We start from the raw sequence: 22,727 nt of genomic DNA on the forward strand, positions 1-22,727 counted from the left end.
AAAACATGGAAAAGTTAACGAAACGCCAGCAAGACATTCTCGACTTTATTAAGCTAAAAGTACAAGAAAAAGGATATCCACCTTCCGTACGTGAAATTGGTCAAGCAGTCGGCCTCGCTTCTAGTTCTACAGTGCACGGACATTTATCAAGATTAGAAGAAAAAGGATACATTCGACGCGATCCAACAAAACCACGCGCAATTGAAATTTTAGGTGAAGACCGAATGGATACAGAAACACAATCTGTTATTCAAGTTCCAATTGTCGGGAAAGTTACTGCTGGATTACCAATTACAGCAGTCGAAAGCGTGGAGGAACACTTCCCTCTTCCAGCTAGCATTGTCGCAGGAGCAGATCAAGTGTTTATGTTACGTATTTCTGGAGATAGTATGATTGAAGCTGGTATTTTCGATGGAGATTTAGTTGTTGTTCGCCAACAACAGTCTGCATATAATGGTGAAATTGTAGTCGCTTTAACAGAAGATAATGAAGCAACTGTTAAACGTTTCTATAAAGAAAAAGACCATTTCCGTCTACAACCGGAAAACTCTTCATTAGAACCTATCATTTTAAAGCAAGTGTCAGTTATCGGTAAAGTAATTGGCGTATATCGTGATTTACATTAAGAATATAAAAGAAGATAATTACCTTATTTATATAAGGTAATTATCTTCTTTTTTTGTATTTTGATAGATTTTCACACATTCTATTTCTTACGAACGCGTTTCAATCGTCACATCGCCCGCAGCTGTTTTACCGCTAATCTTTTTACTCCCATTACCAATCGTTACGTCTTTATTTTCTTCATTAAAAATTGTTACATCCCCGGCAGCACTTTGCCCAGTAATTACCGCATCTTTTGGTTTTTCCGATAAAGTAATATTTATATCTCCCGCAGTTGAACTTGCTTCTAGATTGTACTTAGAATCATGATCTAGAATATTTATTTCCCCACTGGTCGTTTTTGCAGTCACTTTCCCTATTACTTTTTTAAAGTTTACTTCACCAGCTTTTGTAGATCCCTCCACATTCTTAGCCGTTACATGTTTCAAATCCACTTCTCCAGTAAGTGTTCTAGCACTTACACGGTCACTTTTCACATCACTTATTTCAATTTGTCCAGCAGATGAATTTACTTTTACATCTTGGTAAGAGCGTTCAGGCACAAGGAGAGTCAATGTAGACGTTTGAAACCTAAAATCGTAAAAAGAAAAATCAAATGAAGCACCTTTTTCTCTTTCCCCAATGATTTTTAATGTGTCACTATCTTCAGTAATACGAATCTCTTGTTTACGCGCATCTCCTGATTGCTTTACATAAAAAGAAGCGTCAGGAGATTTTTGGACAACAATATCCCCGACATCTAACTTAACTTCTATATTTTTTAGTGTTTCGTTTTTAATTATATCTTCTTTGTTTCCTTTTTCTGCAGTTTGCACTGCTTTTTCATATGTTTGTGAAATTCCTATTACTCCAATAATGATACAAGCGATCGCTACTAACAATATTTTTTTCATCATCTACTCTCCTTTTATCATTTTGAAGTTCCATATGACATAACGTACACATAACCTTTTAAACCACTTCGTACTATAATAAGCGATAATACATAACAACAAACCTATCCCAACAAATGTTATACTTACGAATACATCTAACCATATAAATGTACCCATAAATACTTTTCCAATTACGAAAAATGGTGTCACTACACTAGCAATCCCACCGACCCAAAAAGAGAATATAAAAGCGATAATTGCAACTAACGGGCCTAATACAATAATGAAATTAAACAAACTAAGTCCAATCGCTGCCATAACAGCTCTTGTCACATTTGAAGTTGACGGATCTTTTTTCATTTCATCAAATCGATACATCGCAAGTAATTCTTTTGCAATTACTTTCGGAGAGCCAAGACCCTTTATTATTTCCGATTCAGTTTTCCCCTCTTCTATCCCAAACTGAAAATGCTCTTCATAATCAAATAAAATATCTTTCCTCTCTTCGTCCGGTAACTTTCTAAGATGACTTGATAATTCCTTAAGAAACTGTTCTTTACTCATCCCATTCCACCCCTTCAATAATTTCTTGTACACCTTTCGCAAAATCACGCCACTCTGTTACTAACAAATTCAGTTGCGTTTCCCCTTGCTCAGTTAGTTGATAATATTTACGAGGCGGTCCCTCCGTAGATTCTTTTAAATACGTTTGAAAATATCCTTCTTTCGTTAAACGACGTAATAAAGGGTATACTGACCCTTCCGATATTAAAAATTTATTTGAGATTTGCTGAACAAGTTCATAACCGTAACAATCTTTACGTTTCACAAGTGCCAATACACACAGTTCTAACACACCTTTTTTAAACTGAACGTTCAAGTGCAATCCCCCTTTCTCATTCCAGTACTGTTCAATACACGGTACCTGGCATATCCATAATATACCACTCGATATTGTTTATTGCAAGGTACTCATTTGTATTTACTACCTAAATTTAAAAAACGCACAAATAAAAGCCCTAATAATGTCCTATTATAACTGACCATTATTCGGGCTTTTATTCGATTCGAACCGCTTGCATACAAAACTTCATTCACTCTTTCTCCTCTAAGAACCAACTTCCATTTGTGCCCCTAATAAACTTCGGAATACACCTTTTCTCTCTTTAGCCAATTGATTAAATTCACCTTTTTGGACAATTTCACCTTTTCCTAAGACAATGACTTGATCTGCATTGCGTATAGTTGATAAACGATGCGCAATCACAACAATAGTCATTGTTCCTTTCAATCTTTCTATTGCTGATTGGATTTTTACTTCATTTTCAGCATCTAATGCACTTGTAGCTTCATCTAATACTAAAATCGATGGCTTTCTTAAAATAGCTCGAGCTAATACAAGTCGCTGACGTTCACCACCTGAAAGCCTCACACCACGATCTCCAATCAATGTATCAAGCCCCTTTGGAAGTGTTTGTACAAATTCAGCGGCGGCCGCAAAACTTAATGCATCCCAAATTTCTTCCTCACTTGCATTCGGTTCAATCATCAATAAATTATCCCTTATGCTCGCATTAAATAAGAAAGGATCTTGTGGTACATAACTAATAGCCCGTCTTAATGACAATATATTATCAGTTATAAGTGGAGTACCATCTATTAATACTTGACCTTTTTCTGGCTGGATTAATCCCATTAATACATCAATTAATGTACTTTTTCCTGCACCAGAATGTCCCACAATGGCCGTCATACTATTTATTGGAATTTGTACATTAATATTTTGAAGTGCGTATAAAGATTCTTGCTTATTATAACGAAAGTGAACATCCTTACACTCAATACCTTGTTCAATACAAATCGGCTTTATATGCTTTTGCTGATGTATATCCTGCATTTCAAACACTTCCTTATATTCCTCTTGCAGCTCCCATAATGACTTAAAAGCAGGAATACTTGCAGCCAGTTGTTCTAAATTTGACTGAATCGTCATAAATCTTGGCCACAGTCTAGAAAAAATGAGAATGATTAATAGTAGTTGAGTGGATTGCGCTTGAAACATACTTACTGATAATAATAAAAAAAATGCAATTAATATAGCCATTGAAACTTTATAAAACAATTGAGAGTTCGATCTTATTCTCATATACTCCATTTGCTCATTACTCATCTTTTCTGTTATAGATTGTAACCAATCTAAACGTGATGATTCCAAAGTATTACTCTTTATCTCTTTAATTCCATTAAAATGATCTGTTATACCAGAAAGATAATCTTTTGCCAATTCTGAGGTCTTACCGCCTAGTATTCGTGCTTTTTTTATAAAAACACGAGAAGCTACCAAGAATAATAAACCAAAGACCAAAACAAATATAGTTATTTGAGGAGATAATAAAAATGCAATCCCCACCTGTATAAATGTAAACAGAATAGCAGCTAACAATTGTAAAATTAAATTAACCCCATAACTTACACGAGCTAATTCTGTAGTTAATATATTTATTAGGTTTGTTTTCCTTTTCTCTAAAAAAAAACTCCACTTTGCTTTTAAAATCATACTATATGTTTCTATTCTTAATTCTCGTACAAAAGCTTGTTGCGTTCTCGCATCCCTTAGCGCTATATTTCTTTGTAGTAAATTTTGACCTAACACTATTAGTATATATATACCTAAAATAAAAGCTAAACTTGTTGTTTTAGGAAAATCCTGCAAAAATCTAGAGACAGGTACAATAAAAGTAGTCTCCTCGCCTAAATTAATTATTCCAGTCATACTTATCATAGGAATTAATAAAATAATACCTATCCCTTCAAGTAAACTGATTAAAACCATACCAAATAAATTCACATACATTATTTTTCCCGCTGAAGAATATAATTTCTTCATAAAATATATAATATGATTCATCGATGTTCCCCCTATAACAAAGCAAGCTTCTTTGTTTTCCTCCAAAGACATAAAAACGGGCGTAAAGGAAAATATAAAAAATGAAGAAATTTAGGTAACGGTAATGTTTTTGCATCAATGGGATAAGGATATAATTGGCTCATAATATATAAAATCTTTTGCTGATTAGACATTAATGAAAATAAGTGTCGACTATGATAGATAAATACTTCTTCTGGGACAGGTTCGGTATGCAAATTTATCATTTGCTTGAAATAAAACAGCGCCTCTTGAGCTAACTGCTTTGAATGTTTTTTCGCTACTAATTCCATCATCCTTTCATCTAGTCGTATACCTAGCAAATGAGCTGCTAAAATTAATGCTTGTCCTCCTAAATGAAGCATTTGATATTTTCTCATTAACTTATGAATCTCACTCCAATTAAGATCTTGATCGACAATTTTTTTTATATCCACTAACCAGCGTAATCTGGACCAACCATGTCTAGCACCATGAGATACAAGAAACAAAAATAAATCTTCCTCCCCTAACATATATACAGAATTACTCGTAAGGGTACTTTTTCTCTTTCGCTTCCAAAGTTCTTCAAACCCAGGTTCCTTACCCGGTCCGGGATTTAACCTCCAATGAATCTCAAGCTTAATCTGCTTTGTTGGATGAAAAAATGTTATATGATGATGCCTCCATTTCCAATCATTTAATATCGTTTGAATATAATCATCTTTTACGTACCCCTGCTCTAAAAGTAGGATTTCTACTTTTTCTAAATTTTGCATCGGAATTAGAACGTCCAAATCACAGGATGTTCGTAAAGAAATATCCCCATATAAGTCCTGAGATAGTACTGGTCCTTTTAGAAAAATCATACGAATCCCATTTTCATTACATAGTTTATTTATTCGTTCCATTTCAGCACTTAAATAAAGCATGTGAAATGTATTTTTTTTATATTTCCTATTCAAAGTTTGTACAATATGTGAAGGAATTAGCTCCTCATCCACCTGTTTAAATTTTTGATATATCACCGGATAAACGCGATGATGCACAGCTTGCTCAAGAAATACCTCCCAATCAATATCCGAAAACCATTCATTACTGTACGTTTGCACTGTTTCATCATCTTGTAACTTCAAAATTGCAAAAAGAAGTTTCAATTCCTTAGACATGAACTCTACATTCAGACCAAAATCTTTCTCCATTTTATTCTCCTTTAATAGTGTCCTCACTTAGCCTCTTTGCAAATGATCCAACGACAGTAAATTTCTCCATTCCTTCTGATCCAGTAACATAAAAAGAACCACTCCGTAACCATGCATGCGCAATTAATTCCCCATGATTATCCTTAGCAGTTCCTAAATAAAGAGTACTCTCAATGTGACGTTTTTCGAGCATTTTCATCCCAGCTATAGCTTTAACAAGGCACTGACTTTCCCAAAAAGTATAACGGCTCATAATAGAAATAGCTTCAGACACCTTTTTTAGTGTATCCCCGTGTGGCTGAATTTGAGCAACTGATGTTTCGTTCATGTAATCCCCTAAAGAAGGTGCAACTTTGGAAAAGGTAATACTTTTTAGTACACGCGCCCACCCTAAAAAAATAAAAGCCTCTAAAAATAAAAGCTTTGTTTCCATGTTCAGCGATAAAAATACCCTTAACCTTTTCACAATATTCATTAATCCCTTCCTAACAGTTTTCTTAACATTACAAATCTATCTATTAGATTGACCTTTTATTTGAATTAAATCTTCTTGAAATAAACACTCTAAAAAGGAAAGAACTTGTTCTTCGCAATCGCTCCGTTCAATGTTGTACTTTGACAACAATGTACTGACAAGTTCGGTAACTATAATTGGAGTTTTTATTAGGTCCCAAATTTCCCCCCCTGTTTCTCCCAAATTATAATATTTCCCTTTCCGAACATTTAACATTACTTTTTCCCCATCCATATCACTCACAATATTCTCTTCACTTTGGACAATCTGACACTTTAGAGAAATTCTCTCTGTATACATCATCTATTACTCCTCCATGTATAGTTTTTAATATAATTGATACGAGCTCATGTGCTGTAAACCTATTATTTGGACGTTTCAAATGAAACATATCTACCTTGTTTATCACACTTGTAGAAGTAGTGAAATGCCACTCTGTCAATTTTAATTGCGTAACTAAAAACTTACGAAACGTGTGAAAAAACAATGTACGCAGCCGTTCAAGTCCTTCCATTCGAATTAATTCAACATTCTCATCCTCTGTTTTCGTTAACTCAATAACACCAGCAAGAGGTAATGGTTCAGAGAAAAAATGAGATTGTACAGGCACAGCATACTTTGTTTCTCGCTCAAACAATGGATTATAACTTGCCGTTCCCATTCCAAAAGCATTCAAACTTTCCGCCCACAATTTTTGTTGCGGATAAGATGGAATCACAATTGGAGTCTTATCTGCTGAAACTGTCACAGCAATTACATCATCACTCAAAAGTGTATATCCTTTACTTAAAAAAGCTGCTGCTAGGGTTGATTTCCCAGCTCCTGAATTACCTAAAATAGCATACACTTTTCCATCAATATTTATTGCACTCCCGTGCAAAGGCAATATTCCTCTCTGCATTAATAAGGCTCCCATACAAATTCCAAGTATATAAAGTCGTATCTTATCTTCACAAGTGTTCCCCATAGGCGAAACAATGATTTGCTTTCCTTCTTGTATAGAAAATATAGCTGTATCAGGAATACGAATCATAACTACGTTTTTATCAACTACAAAATTTTGTTCTGTGTTAGTAAATTCACTCCATTTCTGAAATAAATCAGCAGTTCGTATTATTACTTCCCTCGTTTCTTCTTGTTCATTAATTCTAGGTAATTCTGGCAATTGAATTTCACTCAACACTCTTAGCCCAAAAACTTTATACATATTTGTTTTTGTAGTTTTAATCAACTCTCTCACTCCAAATAATTATCAACGTTGTTTTACAAATCCCCCTTATACTTCTAGTGTATAAGGGGGATAGGAAACATGAGATCTAATTGCTACTCGATAAATTAACTATAGTGCACTACTTCATCAATATCTGGTTGAACAGCATCCGGTGTTTTAAGTCCCGGTCCAGCCATTGTCATATTAATATCAAGTACTTCCAGTGTAGGAGTGGTCCAATCTTTTTTCATGATGTCACCTCCCTTCAAATAATTTTCTTCATAAATCGATATACTATTAAACTACGCATTAAAATTCGAAAATCCAAATCAAATGCATATTCTGGATGGGGTTCTTCTTTAATCTTAGAAATCGCAGTTCTAATAACCTCTATATCCAAGAATTCTGAAATTATAGGATCCTTACTAAGCTGCTCAAGCTCTTCAATAAATCCACTCCATTGATGCGTCATACGATAAACACCATCAGAACCTTGAACACCTCGAGTAAGTTGATTTAACCTTATCTTATCAGGCAAATAATTTTTGGTTGCTCTTCGAATTAGTGCCCGATCCACACCATTTTGAACGTATTGTTCCTCTGGAACAGCTAAACAAAATTGAACAACCCGTAAATCATTCGTTGGATCTCGATCCCATAAAGAATAGCGCAAAGATAATTTAGATCCGTATGTACCAGTTATGCTCCAATAATATAACTGTTCAAATTGCCTTTTTTTTATTTCATATACATCTGTTATAGAGGTTCCTGTTATATCAACATCATGTTCTAGAAGTTTCTCAAATACATTCATTCTATTTGCAAATTCTGGATTTATTATTTTAGGAAACATAATTTGATTTTTTGATAAAGACATTCGATTCAAAAATGGAAATGTCTTTTTTCTCACCACTGAAAATACTCGCGATTTCTTTACACCAATATTTTTACTATACGAATATAACTCGTGCAAAAAGCGCCGCAATTTCATCTTTTTCAAAAGCATAGCTTGATAATCCAAAGCCGGGCCCCATGACACCGTCCAGTTTCCTCTCTGTCCGTTTAAAAGTACCCCAATCCCTTGTAACCGGGCCTTCTCATAAATTCCCCTAAGCCAAAAAGTGTTCTCGAAGAATTTATATGGCATCTCTAGAATTTCAAGCCACTCATCTATTTCTGATAGAGGACTTCTTCCTGAAAAATCCAAATAATGCTCCTTAATATTCCCTACATGCTGTACAGTTGATTGAATAAAAGGTCGTTCATCAGCCATTCTACTTCTATGCGTCCAATCTACAAAGCCTTTTACTGGCACATAACTATATGTATGTAGTCGTTTATTTGTTGCACTTAAATCTCGTGCAGCAAAGCTAACTACAGAACCCGAATCAAGTCCTCCACTCAAATGGGCCCCTACTTGATGATGAGTACGTAAACGTGATCTTATAGCATTTTGATACACTTCTAAAAACGCTTCTTCATACTCTTCATTTGATTTGAGCTGAAGCCTTTCTCCAGTAATTGGTGTATTGTATCTCGCTAACTGCACTTTCCCATTTTTCACAATTACAGAATGGGAAGGTGGGATTTGCTCAATAGTTTTATATACTGTTGAAGAAGGATCTACCGATTCGAAATTCACAGGTATAGCTAAAAATTCAGCAAACCACTGCTCATTCAATTGTTTTTCAACGTATGGTAGAGTAAATAATGGCTTTATAATAGTACAAAAAGCAAATTTTTCCTCACCACGATAAAAATAAAGCGTCCGGTTTCCCGAAAAATCTCTGGCCCCAAAAAGCATTTGTTTTTTTTCATCCCAAATCATAAAGGCAAAATCGCCTACCAAATATTTTGGAGCCTCTTCTCCCCATTTCTGATAAGAGAGTAAAATTAACTCACTATCTGCCATATTTTTCCGATCTGAATAATCCACTTGTAATTTTTCAAATAACTCATCACGATTATCAATAATAGCATCCGCTGTAATTGTCAATTGCTTTTCATAATTATAAAAGGGTAGTTGTTCACCAACTGACTCTGGTGTAATCCACTGTGCGTGACACCCAAAAAAAATATTTTCTTTGTGCCATATTTGAATATCGTCAGCAGGGTACTTTCGTAAGTCACTCATTAATCGTGTGCCATGTTCAATTGATATAGGTTCATTATTAAAGTGAATAATGCCAGTTATAGCGCTCATTTTCCCCTCCTAATATATAGAAAATTACTACAAATACTATTTACATATTAAATTCGTTAACCCTCCCTCTTTTTCATTCTTTTTTAAGAACGAAATTATTTATTTTCTCAATTACATGCCTTACTTTACTTTTAGACTAATACATAGATATTCAACATCCATAATCCTCTCTTTTTTATGGATTTTAAAACTGATCGCCTAAAAAAATTCATTATAAAGAACAATTTGTGGTACGTATACACATCTAATTCCACTTTCACTCACTTTTCTTTTACTTCTTCCATTCTACAGCTTTTAAAATACCTTGAATTACCCTTTGTTGATCTTCTTCTAACATATTAGATCCTGAAGGCAAACAAATTCCGCTTTGAAATAGGTACTGCGACATATCTTCATTTTTGCTATGCGGATAATACTTCTTACCTTTAAAGAGTGGCTGTAAATGCAGTGGCTTCCACATAGGACGTGCTTCAATATTCTCTTCTGCTAAAGTTCTCAATAATTTTCCACTAGAGATCGCGGATTCCTTTTCATCAATTGTCAATGTAGTAAGCCAACGATTCGAGCGGGTATTTTCTAATTCAGGCATAAAATAAAATCCTGGTATGAGAGATAATTCTTTGTAATACCGTTTATATACAGATCTTCTAGCTCTCACCCTGTCTTCTAACACTTCTAATTGTCCTCTTCCAATACCAGCCAATATATTACTCATTCGATAATTATACCCTACCTTACTATGCTCATAATGTGGCGCTGGATCCTTTGCTTGTGTCGCTAAAAATCTCGCCTTTTCTAACGCTTCCACATCATCAGAAACTAGCATTCCGCCGCCTGAAGTTGTAATAATTTTATTTCCATTAAATGAATAAATCCCAAACCTCCCGAATGTACCACTTGCTTTCCCTTTATATGTAGAACCTAAAGATTCTGCTGCATCCTCGATTATAGGAACATCATATTGATTACAAAGCGAAAGAATTTCATCTACCTTAGCACTCTGACCATATAAATGAACAAGAATGACAGCCTTCGGTAATTTCCCTGCTTTATTAGCATCATGCAACGCAAATGCTAGAGCTTGTGGTGACATATTCCATGTTTCCGGTTCTGAGTCAATAAATACCGGTTCAGCTCCCAAATAAACAATCGGATTCGCACTCGCTACAAAAGTGAAACTTGAACAAAATACTGTATCTCCCTTTTGAACGTCTAATAATCGCAAAGCTAAATGAATGGCAGCCGTACCCGAACTAACCGCAGCCCCACCCTTAACTCCTACAAAAGAAGCAAGCTCTCTTTCAAATTCATCTACATTTGGACCAAGAGGTGCAATCCAATTTGAGTCAAAGGCATCTTTAATATATTTTTGTTCATTTCCACTCATGTGTGGAGAGGAAAGATAGATTTTCTCCTTATTTTTTATCATCATTCTTCATCTCCTCTTAATTTACTACATTAATAACTTTGGCTGGAATACCAGCAGCAGTACAATTAGATGGAAAATCATTTATGACAACAGAACCAGCTCCAACAATTGACCACTTACCAATTTGAACACCTGGAATTATAGTAGCTGATGCTCCTATATGTGCCCCCTCTGCTATAGTGACAGAACCTGTAAGCGTAGCATGTGGTGAAATATGAACAAAATCATCAATTATATTATCATGTTCTATTATTGAGCCCGTATTTATTATAGTATGGTTACCGATGAAAGTATCCGCATTAACAACCACATTTGGCATAATTACCGTTCCGTTTCCTATATAAGCATTTGAACTTATAATGGCTGTTTTATGAATTAAAGTAGCATATATGCTACTTTGTTGATTTAATATTTCTGCAATTTCCCTTCTAATTTTATTATTTCCTATAGCAATAACGAGCTTTACATCATTAAAATTATTGATAATTTCCCTTGCATCTGCAATTGCTCCAAAATAAAGATTATCTACAATATTTATACCTGTATACAAATCATCTAAATAACCGACTATTTCATATCCTTTATTTGATAAAATTATATCCCTCACAACCTTGCTGTGCCCACCACATCCTATTATTAAAATTTTCATTTTCCCTCCCCCTTTATTTCTATTTTCCCTCCAGTAAATCGCTCCATTGTCACATGCCCTACATGGTTTATTCCCTCTGTTTTAAATACTTTTAATATTGTAAGTACAATTATTTTCAAGTCTAATAAAAAAGAGCGATTCTCCACATACCATACATCCAATTCAAATTTTTCTTCCCAGGTAATCAAATTCCTACCATTTATTTGTGCCCATCCCGTAATTCCCGGTTTTACATTATGCCTTTTAGCCTGTTTACTAGAATATAGGGGTAAGTATTCCATCAATAATGGTCGTGGACCTACTAAACTTAAATCCCCCCTTACAACATTTATAAGTTGGGGTAACTCATCCAAACTATATTTTCGAAGAATTGCCCCAAAAGCAGTCAGTCTATTTTGATCTGGAAGTAATTCCCCATCACTACCCTTCTTATCTAGCATCGTTCGAAACTTATAAAGATTAAACGGCTTTCCATGTTGTCCTGGGCGCTGTTGTGTAAACAGTACAGGAGATCCTAATTTCATCCTAACTAAAATTGCTACAACAAAAATAGGAAGTAAACATACAAATAATAACAATAAAGAAATACATACATCAAAAATTCTTTTCATGTACTATCCTCCCTTACCTATTTATGTTTAATACTCCTAACCTTTTAAAACTTTATATGCAATTAAACAAAACAAGAGGCAACTAAATTTAGTTGCCTCTTGTTTTGTTTAATTACGTTATCTATCATTCATTCTATCTCATCAAATAGGTTAACATAACTAACTCATGTAACTATTTCCATGCGGTATCACTACTTAGGAAGTGTCTGTTACTCCATTAATTCCTATAACTTTACACGGAAGGATCAAAGACGCCATTAATATAATTATCCTTTTTTATATGTTCATCCCTTAACTTTATAACTACTGTGTCCACAATATTATCTTTAAAAATCAAAGTGATTGAGGATGAAATCTGATTTGCATTCAAGCCTATCATGTTTTTATTTGACCTAAATATATTATTTTCTATTAACATAAACTCACTCGTAAATGTTTCATTCCAAAAATTAATTATATTGTCTGTCGATTCCGAATTAAGGTATTCGAATGCATTATTATTAAATTCGATTCTTCCCCCAATGTCCCACAAAAAAAATGCTGAGCCCCATCTTCCCCCTCTAAAATTACTATTTTTCACTTTTAGCATCGCTATCCTTTGAGAAGACTCAACAGTAAAAAGATTATACGCATCCCAACTAAATGAACATCCATTAAATTCATATTCTGCTTGAGGCGTTTTTGTAACAAATGATATTGTACCGCTGTTCTCAAATTTGCATCCCGTATATACTCCTGGCGGTAAATTCGTAATGATTCCTTGCGGGTGTTTCGTATCTATAAAAGAAATATTATTTAATCTCCATCCATTTTTCATACCAGGTGATACACCTGTTAAACTTGTACCCTCTACAGCCCCTCCTTTAATAACACAATCTGATATAGTTTGTGGTTCTGCTGAGAAACCTATTATTGAACCTAACTGTGAAAATGAATGAAATAAATCTTGATCACTAAAAAATTCGCATTGGTTAACTTGAATGCAATACGCTTTATCTCTTCCCATTAATAACGCACTATTATGGAAAATACAGTTACCAATAAGCGCTTCTTTGTCTCCTTGATCTATCGTGACTCGAGTAGCATACATTTGATTATTTGTAAAAGTTACTTCTCCGCTTAAAACACAACTTACTTCCCTTAAGTGGTTATTGTTTATAATCACTTTCTCTACATTTTCGCCCACTACTAATGAATTATTAGCTAATTTATTTTGAATAATATTAATATATCTACCACCGACTACAACAATGTTATATCCTTGATTATCATATATATTATTACGCTCAATGTTTATATATTGATTTAATAGATATCCATCTTCAATATCTATTGCTCCCTGAGGTGCTGTACCTTTCATTTTGTAAATTTCACAATCTCTAATGTAAATTTGTTTCGCTCCAGATACGCTTATCCCAAGTCTTCTACAATCATGTATTTTACATTTTTCAACAAAGACATTTTTAGAGAATTCCGGAATTCTAACAGTTATTTTACAACCATTTTCCGTAGGTATTTCACCTTGGTGAAGAACTATTTTCGCATAATCTGCTTCTTTCGGAACACTCACTTCTTCAAAAAACCTTACTCTCTTAGCAGCCGTTACAAAAGTATTATCAGCCTTATAAAACAACACATCATATAATTCTGTGTATATCTCTGAACCAATTCCACCATAGCCATCTCCATACAAACCGAAATATCCCCACTTTATAATGCTATCATGATGTAAATCTATTTTTAAATTCGATCTAATTTTATTATCATCTACTATTAGGGCACCATTGACATCACTAATCCCGCCCACTTCAAATGTACCAGCAAAATCATATTCTCCAATTTGTCCCCATGTACTTTCCATCGCTATACCATCGCCAGTACAATTCAAAATTTCCATATTATCTATTGAAATGTAATTCATATTACTCCCCTCAGCAGGAGTCGTATTCCCTACTTCAATCCCATATCCCCATTCATGAGTATGAGGAATCGTTGTATAATCGTGTGTATCTTTATCCCCTTCAACTCTTCCATTGGTAACCCGAGAAAATTTTTGATTTCTTTGATATCGTACGATTGCATATTTAACTAATCCATTACTTCTTATTTTTAAAGTTGATCCACCTAAATTTAAAGTCATAAAGCTTTGTGGCTCAATTGGTGTATTTTCATCAATTAAATATGTCCCCGGGGGTAAAACAACTTCTATAAACCCTTGTTGAGATGCCCATAATAATGCATTATTAATCCCTTTAGAAGTATTATCAGCGTCCGTTCCATCATTTTTAACATTCCATCTCTCTAACTCAAGAACATACGTGCCCGAAACCACATTAGCAGATTCTGTTTCTCCAATCAGTGATTTTCTGGAAGTAAAACCTCCAAATGTATTGCTTTTAATTTTACTTACTAACCTCTCAAATTTATTCTCTGTTGATACTTTTACATTCCCTTTTTTCGTCCCAATAAATAACTCACTAGTATCTATACAAAAACAAAATTCTCCCTCGCTTAACACAGGAAGATTACTTTTTAAAACACATGTCACCTGAAATTTTGCCATGATTTATATATAACCTCCAACTAAGATGCAAACTGAATTTCACCAGAAAATTCAAACTTATATCAGTAGATTGGGATAAACATTTTATATTCTGCCTACATAAGTATCCCTTTAATAGAATACTATGCGTGATATAAATATTATGTTAGGGCTAATGCTTCACGTTTTCTAATTAAAATCAGGTTTCTACAATATTATACTTTCTTATTAATTCAAATCAGTATAATGTCCATACTTTTTTATACCTAAATAACGTTTTTTTTCTTTTTAATTTGTAAAAACATCATACTAAATATATTCCTTACATATTGAAATTCTGTACTTTTATAAAAAATTAAAACGTATATTACATTTGGTACTAATAAACAAATCACACCTTTTCCAACTAACGAAATAAAGGTACTACCTTCTATAAAATAATTACATATACTTGTAGTAATAAAGCCTGTCACGACAGTTAAAAATACATAAAATATATATGTTGTAAAATACTTACAAACTGATTTCTTAAAAAGATTTCTATATACAATATAAGGCTGAATCCAAAGTACAGTAGCAATTGTACTAATCGCCGTTCCTATGAATATACCTACCAATCCAAACATTTTAGCTAATAGAATAGATAAGCTTAAATTGATTATCGCTTCAACTAATGGAATATACTTATCTTGTACAAATAATCCTGCTTTATTTTTAAAAATGGCTATTGCGGTTCGCATCCCTGTTATATAAAAGTTTATGAGTATCACTACAAAAACTATGTTATTTAATAAATACTTCTTATCAAGCCACCACCCTATAAATGGCTCTAACAGATTAAATAAAAATATGGTACAAAAAGAAAAGATCCAAAAATTCACTAGATATGTCACTTTAAATATTGCATAATTTTTGTCACTATTCTCAGTTGCGATTAGATTTCCTACACTTGCTTCAATACCATTTAATATAGGATTTACTACAGCTGCTAATTGATTTATTATCATTGTATAGTTCGAATATATCCCGACCGTAGCAAGACCTATAAAAGATGAAATCAGTATATTATCCGTTCCAAATACAATATATCCTCCAATATTATGCAAAAACATCGCCTTTACATTTATAATTAATTTTTCTTTCGTATCATTATCTATAGAATACTTCTTTTTCGTCTTTATATAAGAATAGTTTTTATTCACAATCCTACCGTTTACGACATTTTGAATTACATATATACTCAACTCTATAATTAAATACAATATATAATTTTTTGTGTACATTAGTATAAATATTTTAAATATTGTAGTTACCACTTGGAATAAGAGATCCACCCTAGCCAATACGTATCCTCTTTGATCAGCTTGTATTAAAGACCTCTTATGAGCATTTAAATAGGTAACGACATTTTTCACCACGAATATCGAATAGATTATCGCAACATTCGATATAGACTCCCCATCTTTCATTAAATGACTTAAGACGGGATATATCATAGCACTTATTACTAAAATAATGATCGCTAAAATCTGATAAATTTTTTTATATAATTGAACAAGGGCTATAATTTTATACTGATTATTTTCTGCCAATGGTTTATACAAATTGTATACTATACTCGCTCCTATACCAGCTTCAATTAACACTAACATAGATAAAATATTAATTAACAAGCCATCTATCCCTAAATACTCTATTCCTAAACTATCTAAAAAAACTTTCCTAGATATAAACCCTAGAATAACGATAACCATTTGAGAAAGTATACTTATTGATATATTCTTGATTGAATGCATCGTTCGCATGATTAAACCCCTTCATAAGTTAAACTAAACTATCAATAGGTGAATATTTAAATTGTATTATTCTGGATATCCCTCACTCCTATCTTTTAAAATCCCAGCTACAGCCACCTCTTCTTCATACCTATCCCCTTTTTGCAAAATTATTAATTAAAAATTTATACAATAATGGATGTAGCTTGGTCGCCAACAATAAAAACTTTACACTTTTCCCATACTCTTTTAAACGTATTGTTTTATAAAAATAACGATTCAATATACCAGTAACCTTATAATAGTTATTCTTATGCTCAGCAAGCCTTCCATTCGCTAATATTAAATTTAAAACTACCATCGAGCAATTTCCTAGTTTTAATATAACTAGGTTATATAGCTCCTTATAGTATCGCTCCATAAAACTACACATCTCATCATAAATTAAGACTGAGTCAATCTTAATCTCTTTTACAGCCTGATCCATCATACTATTATCACGCTTTATATAATGATATTTAGGTTCTCCTATAAAACATACTTTTTTACACTTATGAATAACTTTATACGTAAATGCTGTATCTTCATATGACATACCTACTGGAAATTTAATATCTTTTAACAATTTCCTTTTGAACAATTTCGTCCACACAACTTCATCATATAGATTCCCTTCTAACATCGCTTTCATCGCACTATTTCTATTATGAATAACAAACGGATGATTGCTTGAAATTACTGTTTTATCATTGTAATGAATTTCACTACTACAAATAGCTATATCACAATCCTGTTCTACACACATACCATATAACAATTCATACATATCCACTTCTATCCAATCATCACTATCAACAAACCCTATATAATCTCCTTGCGCTATTTGTAATCCAACATTTCTTGCAGAAGATAAACCACCATTCTCCTTATGAATTACTTTAATCCGGCTATCTTGAATCGCATACCTATCACAAATCTCACCACAACTATCAGGGGATCCATCATCAACAAGTATCAACTCAAAATCTTTGAACGTTTGCTTTAATATAGAATCTATACATTTATGGATATACTGCTCTACTTTATAAACTGGAACAATAATACTAATTTTAGGATTCATAATTGCACCCTTTCATTTGCAATTAACTCAGAAAACTATTTACCTTTTCTAAATTATTAAATTTCTCTTCTGACAATTTAGTCGTTACCTCTTCACGCACTCTTTGTTGATCCAAAAGATATTTAATCTTGTTATATAGACTTTCCTCATTACACTCAGCAACAAAACCATTGTATCCATCTTTTATTTGCTCATATGCCCCTGTAAAATTAGTCGTTACAATAGGTTTTTTTAAGCATTTCGCCTCAGCTAATGTGAGGCAGTACCCTTCATGCCTAGAAGTTTGAACATATATATCTGATTGATTTACATAGGGATATGGATTATGTGTCGATCCTAATAGTACAAAATCCTTTTTTAGATTATATTTACCTATTAGTGTCTCGTAATACGCTCTATTCTCTCCTTCTCCAATACAGTACCATCGTACTTCATATCCTTCTTTACGTAACATTGATAAAACTTTAATTGCAATGTCTTGGCCTTTTTCTTTTGAAAGTCTACCTACCGTTACTATCTTCATACCTTCATATCCATTATCAAATTCTATTTTTTCTTTCGCCATTTCATTTATTAAATCTGGAAGTACAATATTTAAAAAGACACTTGTCTTACTTTTTACTTTAGGAAATTTCTCTATTAAATGTTTTCGTGCTTCTTTAGAAACTACAAATATATTATCCAGCTGCTCATATAATTTCTCATATAACTTTGTATTAATTTGATGTTGAAACACATCAAAATGTATCCAAGAAATTTTCTTTTCTGCATTTACTCTATTAACTATATAATAATCAATTATGTCAGTAGGTCCTTGATATGCTATTGCAATATCATATTGATTCTTATTATGCGGAATATCTTTAAACACCTCTTTATAGAAAATATATCTATCCTTTAATTTTTTGGATATCACATAAGTGCGTAAAAAATTTAATCCCTTAATATACCTTGCATTTTCAAAGTACTCTTTAATCGTTTTCTTTGGTGGTTGCATAATTATAGGTTTAATATTTTCAAACCAAGTAACTTCTTCTACCTTTACCCAACTTGGCAATTGTTTCAAAAACCCCCCTCGTTTCTCTAGCATCAATACTGTAACATCATACTTTTCTTTCGAGATTACAGATAACAATGAAAGAAGTGATTTTTCTACACCACCTATATTCATACTACTTACCATAAAAAGCACTCTCTTCATAACAATCTCCTTATATCACCTAAAAGTTGTATAACAAAATAAAAAACACCTTCCTAAAGATGTTTTCCAAACAACATAATTTATAATAATGAGCCGCCAATTTTTTTGTAATACGAAAATAATACCTTCTAAAACAAGTTACATATTAGAGTTTACTATTCTATATAACTTTTCCAACTCTTCCCTCGTATCTACCACTTCTTTTTCTATATTTTTTCTCAACCGTCCACCCAGCAATTTATCACTTAATATTTGTACAATAGAATCATACATTTGCTGCTCATCAAATTGAACAATTAATCCATTGTGGTTATGAATGATTTGTTCACTTGCTCCTGTAAAATTTGTACTAATAATTGGGTTATTAAAACACCTAGCTTCTGCAAGCGTTATGCAGTATCCCTCATATCGGGACGGCTGTACATATATATTACATTGTTTCATAAATGGATAGGGATTGGACACTGATCCTAAAAATATATAATCGTCCTGAACATCGTAATCTTCCACAAGCTTTTCATACAATGCTCTTTCCTTTCCATCACCTATACAATACCATCTAACATTGTAGCCAGCTTCTTTAAGTTTTGCTAACACCGATATTGTTAAATCTTGTCCTTTTTCTATACTCAATCTACCAACAGTAAGGATTCTTATTCCTTTAAAATCATCCGTAAATCCAACTCCTTCACTCGCCATATTTGCTATCATTTCAGGTGAAATAATATTTAAAAATGTCTCTGTCTTATTAATTAATTCCGGTACCTTTTGATTAAGTTTTTTCTTTCCTAAATCCGAAACGACAAAAACATGCTGAAATTTTTTATATACTTTATTAACAAAGTATTTGTTAAAATATATTTTTTCAATGTCAAAATGTATCCATTGAATCTTTCGTCTGGCTTCTATTTTATTTGCTACAAAGTAACTAATAAAATCCATCGGTCCAGCATAAGCGATAGCAATATCATAATTTTTATAAGCACCTTCATAATTCTGTAAACAATATTTAAAAATAACACTCCGTTCTTTCATAATCTTAGAGATTACGTACAACACGGCCAGTTGCAGCGCTTTTACAATTTTTCTTTGTTTTATAAAATCTGCTATAACTAATCGTGTTGGTTTATTCAATATATATTGCATTTCCTCGTAATCCTTTACATACTCAATACGAACCCCCTTTGGAATAAAATTTAAAAAATCTCCTTTTTTCTCTAACATTAAAATTGTCACTTCATATTTTTCTTTTGGGATTTCTGCTAGCATATTTAATAAGGCTTTCTCCGTACCACCTATATTCATATTTATTATCATAAAAAGTATTTTCTTTTTCATAGTTCCCCTATTCTTTCTATTTATAAAATCCTTTAATCGAAAGAAGCATATATCTTCTCAATTTCCTCTTCCGTTCCAACCTTTTCTTTCTTTAAATTTTCAAATAACCGTTTTTTTAGCAAATCGTTTTCTATAATTTCTTTCACTCCTTCATATATTGCTTCCGAATCCATCTTTACTATTAAACCATTCTCTCTATGTTTGATTTGATTATGAACTGTAACAAAGTCGGTTACTACTATAGGTTTTTGAAATATTCTAGCCTCTGCTATTGCCAGGCCAAATCCTTCGTACCTAGAGGGTTGTACATAGATATCACTTTGTTTGATAAAGGGATAGGGATTCTTGTAAGTACCTAATAATATAAAAGTATCGTGTAAATTATATTTACTTATCTTATCCTCGAGTTCTCTTTGTAGATTTCCTTCGCCAATTACATACCACTTAAATCTATACCCTTTTTGCTTCAATTTATAACAAGCTTCTATGGCCAATTCATATCCTTTTTCATAGACTAACCTACCAATCGTTAATATTCGTAATCCCTCAAACTGATCACTAAATCCTCCACTCTCATTTGCCATCGATTTAATTAATGTCGGCGATATAATATCATAGACAACTTGAATTTTCGACTCTACTTTAGGAATTTCTTGAATCAATACTTCCTTACAACCATCGGAAACAGCTACTATTTCATTAAATTCCTCATAATAGTTCAAGTCAAAATCTTTATTATATGCAGCTAACCTATAATCCGTATTCACCCAAGCGATTTTTTTGCACGCGTAAACCTTATTTGCCACAAAATATGTTGGCATTCCTTGACTATAAGCTATGGCAACATCATATGTCCCCTTTAAACTATCCATCCCTTTAGACACCCATCTCCAAACTACTTGAGCTGCATGTAATTTTTTATTTATGTATGGATTTCTAAGAGATATAGAAGCCCCAACTCTAAGAAATAACTCTTTAAAGTATTTATGTTTGATTAAATAATTAAATTTCTCAGCCTGTCTTTTAATAATTGTCGGGACTTCTAAAATGTTTACCTGTTTTGGAAGTAATGGTAAATACAATCCACTAGCAGAGAACATTAACAAATCAACTTCATATTTCGTATAATCAAATAAGGAAAGTAAAGAAACCAAACTTTTTTCAGCCCCTCCACTTTGTAGCGAATCTATAACGAATAAAATTTTTTTCTTCATAACTATCACTACCCTAAAGTGTTTTTATTGCGCTCAAAATATTAAAAATCATTTAATTATTCTCCCTTTACGAAAATAATGCATATAATTTATTGATTTCATTACGATTTCCATATTCACCTTTCAGAGTATTTTCTACCAGTACTTCCCTTAATTCTTTATCTTCAATAAGTCTCTTTATTCCATTAACTATCCCGTTTATTCCCATCTCAGTTATTAATCCATCAATTCCATCCTGTACCTGGCTTTTGGCAGTTGAAAAATTAGTAATAAGTACTGGCTTTCCGATGATTTGTGCTTCACGAACTGTTACAGCTTTCCCCTCATACCTCGATGGCTGCACATATATATCACATGCTTTTATATATGGATAGGGATTTGTCTTTTTACCCAATAAAAAAAAATGTTTTTCCAGGTTAAGTTCAGCTAATAACTTTCTAAGTTCAGCTTCTAGTGCTCCATACCCAACTACATACCATTCCATATCATATCCCTCATCTAATAACTTTCTTAAGGCATGCATAGCAACGTCTATTCCTTTTGCATATGATAACCGCCCTACAGTAACAAGCTTTATTTTTCCAGGTTTCATCTGTAGTTCTTTCATAACATCTTCCCTGTGTGCTTGCTCACGTACGAACTCCGGAGATAATATATTTTCTATAATTTCAACATTCTTATTTACATTTGGTAAAATACTAAGAAATGAGTCTCGACATCCTTCTGAAACTGCTACGATGTTATCCATTTTGCTCCACATTTTATACTCCATGTTTGCATTAAGATTTATATTTGAATAATCTGTATGAATCCAACCAATCTTTCGTTTCGCTCGAACTTTATCTCCAACAAAATAATGGGGCCATAAAAAACTAATTGCTACATCATACTCCTCTTCCAGTTTCGGTATAAATGGTAAAGTTATTCTCCATCCATACTGAATAACGAAATATCCCACCTCTGCACTTTTCACATATCTCCCATGCACATCTCCTAAAATTTTCCCTAAAGTCCTTGCCATTCCAATTGTAATTTGCCCTTCTTGCAATATTTGTTTAATCGATTTTCTAAAAGTAGTATATTGTTTTACTTCCTTTAACAAATTAGGCAGTTTAGGTAATAAAAAAAGAAACTCTCCCTCATGTTTAAATAACATTAAATCTACATCATATTTGCTATAGTCGATTGTATTTAATAAACCAATTAAACTTCTTTCTACTCCTCCAATTGCCATATCAAATGATGTAATGAGAATTTTTTTCTTTTTCATTTCTTACTCCCTCATCCGATTTATTTTACTAGTTTTGTTTTTATG

At 32.8% G+C, this 22,727-nt stretch carries 21 protein-coding genes; 1 reads left to right on the plus strand and 20 read right to left on the minus strand.

The window, feature by feature from the left end; translation table 11 throughout:
• Positions 1-5: 5 nt before the first annotated feature.
• On the plus strand, positions 6-626 hold the full coding sequence (gene lexA, locus MR147_RS12795) for a transcriptional repressor LexA (RefSeq protein ID WP_000413738.1): 621 nt from the start codon (positions 6-8) through the stop codon (positions 624-626).
• An 87-nt stretch (positions 627-713) separates the two neighbouring features.
• On the opposite strand, the gene MR147_RS12800 is transcribed toward lexA, so the two are convergent.
• The 20 genes from MR147_RS12800 to MR147_RS12895 all read right to left on the minus strand — a co-directional run bounded on the left by MR147_RS12800 (position 714) and on the right by MR147_RS12895 (position 22,682).
• The gene (locus tag MR147_RS12800; protein WP_074608383.1) at positions 714-1,520 is read right to left on the minus strand and encodes a DUF4097 family beta strand repeat-containing protein; all 807 of its coding nucleotides are present in this window, start codon (positions 1,518-1,520) and stop codon (positions 714-716) included.
• Entirely contained in the window at positions 1,521-2,063 is a 543-nt protein-coding gene (locus MR147_RS12805) for a DUF1700 domain-containing protein (RefSeq protein WP_046198986.1), read from the minus strand.
• Complete coding sequence (locus MR147_RS12810; protein WP_001102620.1) at positions 2,056-2,379, minus strand: PadR family transcriptional regulator; 324 nt, start codon at positions 2,377-2,379, stop codon at positions 2,056-2,058. Before MR147_RS12810 ends, MR147_RS12805 begins: the two co-directional genes overlap by 8 nt.
• 228 nt (positions 2,380-2,607) lie before the next feature.
• Positions 2,608-4,407 (minus strand): ABC transporter ATP-binding protein, encoded by a 1,800-nt coding sequence (locus MR147_RS12815; protein WP_242304339.1) that lies wholly within the window; start codon positions 4,405-4,407, stop codon positions 2,608-2,610.
• Between the two features lie 11 nt (positions 4,408-4,418).
• Positions 4,419-5,606, minus strand: coding sequence for a nucleotidyltransferase domain-containing protein (locus tag MR147_RS12820; RefSeq protein ID WP_242304342.1), 1,188 nt, complete (start codon positions 5,604-5,606; stop codon positions 4,419-4,421).
• A gap of 1 nt (position 5,607) precedes the next feature.
• Entirely contained in the window at positions 5,608-6,081 is a 474-nt protein-coding gene (locus MR147_RS12825) for a lasso peptide biosynthesis B2 protein (protein WP_001989480.1), read from the minus strand.
• Between the two features lie 36 nt (positions 6,082-6,117).
• On the minus strand, positions 6,118-6,423 hold the full coding sequence (locus MR147_RS12830; RefSeq protein WP_000990395.1) for a lasso peptide biosynthesis PqqD family chaperone: 306 nt from the start codon (positions 6,421-6,423) through the stop codon (positions 6,118-6,120).
• Entirely contained in the window at positions 6,374-7,351 is a 978-nt protein-coding gene (locus MR147_RS12835) for an aldolase (RefSeq protein WP_080493727.1), read from the minus strand. Before MR147_RS12835 ends, MR147_RS12830 begins: the two co-directional genes overlap by 50 nt.
• 104 nt (positions 7,352-7,455) lie before the next feature.
• Positions 7,456-7,581, minus strand: coding sequence for a paeninodin family lasso peptide (locus tag MR147_RS12840; protein ID WP_139302779.1), 126 nt, complete (start codon positions 7,579-7,581; stop codon positions 7,456-7,458).
• Positions 7,582-7,595: 14 nt separating this feature from the next.
• Entirely contained in the window at positions 7,596-9,533 is a 1,938-nt protein-coding gene (locus tag MR147_RS12845; protein ID WP_074607926.1) for a lasso peptide isopeptide bond-forming cyclase, read from the minus strand.
• A 271-nt stretch (positions 9,534-9,804) separates the two neighbouring features.
• On the minus strand, positions 9,805-10,962 hold the full coding sequence (locus tag MR147_RS12850; protein ID WP_074607935.1) for an aminotransferase class I/II-fold pyridoxal phosphate-dependent enzyme: 1,158 nt from the start codon (positions 10,960-10,962) through the stop codon (positions 9,805-9,807).
• 16 nt (positions 10,963-10,978) lie between these two features.
• On the minus strand, positions 10,979-11,611 hold the full coding sequence (locus MR147_RS12855; RefSeq protein ID WP_000697621.1) for an acetyltransferase: 633 nt from the start codon (positions 11,609-11,611) through the stop codon (positions 10,979-10,981).
• Positions 11,608-12,222, minus strand: a complete 615-nt coding sequence (locus MR147_RS12860) for a sugar transferase (protein ID WP_074607922.1) — start codon at positions 12,220-12,222, stop codon at positions 11,608-11,610. Before MR147_RS12860 ends, MR147_RS12855 begins: the two co-directional genes overlap by 4 nt.
• Before the next feature lie 232 nt (positions 12,223-12,454).
• The gene (locus tag MR147_RS12865; protein WP_242304347.1) at positions 12,455-14,785 is read right to left on the minus strand and encodes a right-handed parallel beta-helix repeat-containing protein; all 2,331 of its coding nucleotides are present in this window, start codon (positions 14,783-14,785) and stop codon (positions 12,455-12,457) included.
• A gap of 245 nt (positions 14,786-15,030) precedes the next feature.
• Positions 15,031-16,569, minus strand: coding sequence for a lipopolysaccharide biosynthesis protein (locus tag MR147_RS12870; RefSeq protein WP_242304350.1), 1,539 nt, complete (start codon positions 16,567-16,569; stop codon positions 15,031-15,033).
• Between the two features lie 121 nt (positions 16,570-16,690).
• On the minus strand, positions 16,691-17,659 hold the full coding sequence (locus tag MR147_RS12875) for a glycosyltransferase family 2 protein (RefSeq protein ID WP_074607916.1): 969 nt from the start codon (positions 17,657-17,659) through the stop codon (positions 16,691-16,693).
• A 22-nt stretch (positions 17,660-17,681) separates the two neighbouring features.
• Positions 17,682-18,860, minus strand: coding sequence for a glycosyltransferase (locus tag MR147_RS12880; protein ID WP_046198995.1), 1,179 nt, complete (start codon positions 18,858-18,860; stop codon positions 17,682-17,684).
• 138 nt (positions 18,861-18,998) lie between these two features.
• Positions 18,999-20,198 (minus strand): glycosyltransferase, encoded by a 1,200-nt coding sequence (locus tag MR147_RS12885; RefSeq protein ID WP_074533368.1) that lies wholly within the window; start codon positions 20,196-20,198, stop codon positions 18,999-19,001.
• Between the two features lie 32 nt (positions 20,199-20,230).
• Entirely contained in the window at positions 20,231-21,412 is a 1,182-nt protein-coding gene (locus MR147_RS12890) for a glycosyltransferase (RefSeq protein ID WP_074607912.1), read from the minus strand.
• A 67-nt stretch (positions 21,413-21,479) separates the two neighbouring features.
• Positions 21,480-22,682 (minus strand): glycosyltransferase, encoded by a 1,203-nt coding sequence (locus MR147_RS12895; RefSeq protein WP_046198998.1) that lies wholly within the window; start codon positions 22,680-22,682, stop codon positions 21,480-21,482.
• Between the last annotated feature and the right edge of the window lie 45 nt (positions 22,683-22,727).

The organism is Bacillus cereus group sp. BfR-BA-01350, assembly GCF_022663775.1.
Lineage (GTDB): Bacteria > Bacillota > Bacilli > Bacillales > Bacillaceae_G > Bacillus_A > Bacillus_A paranthracis.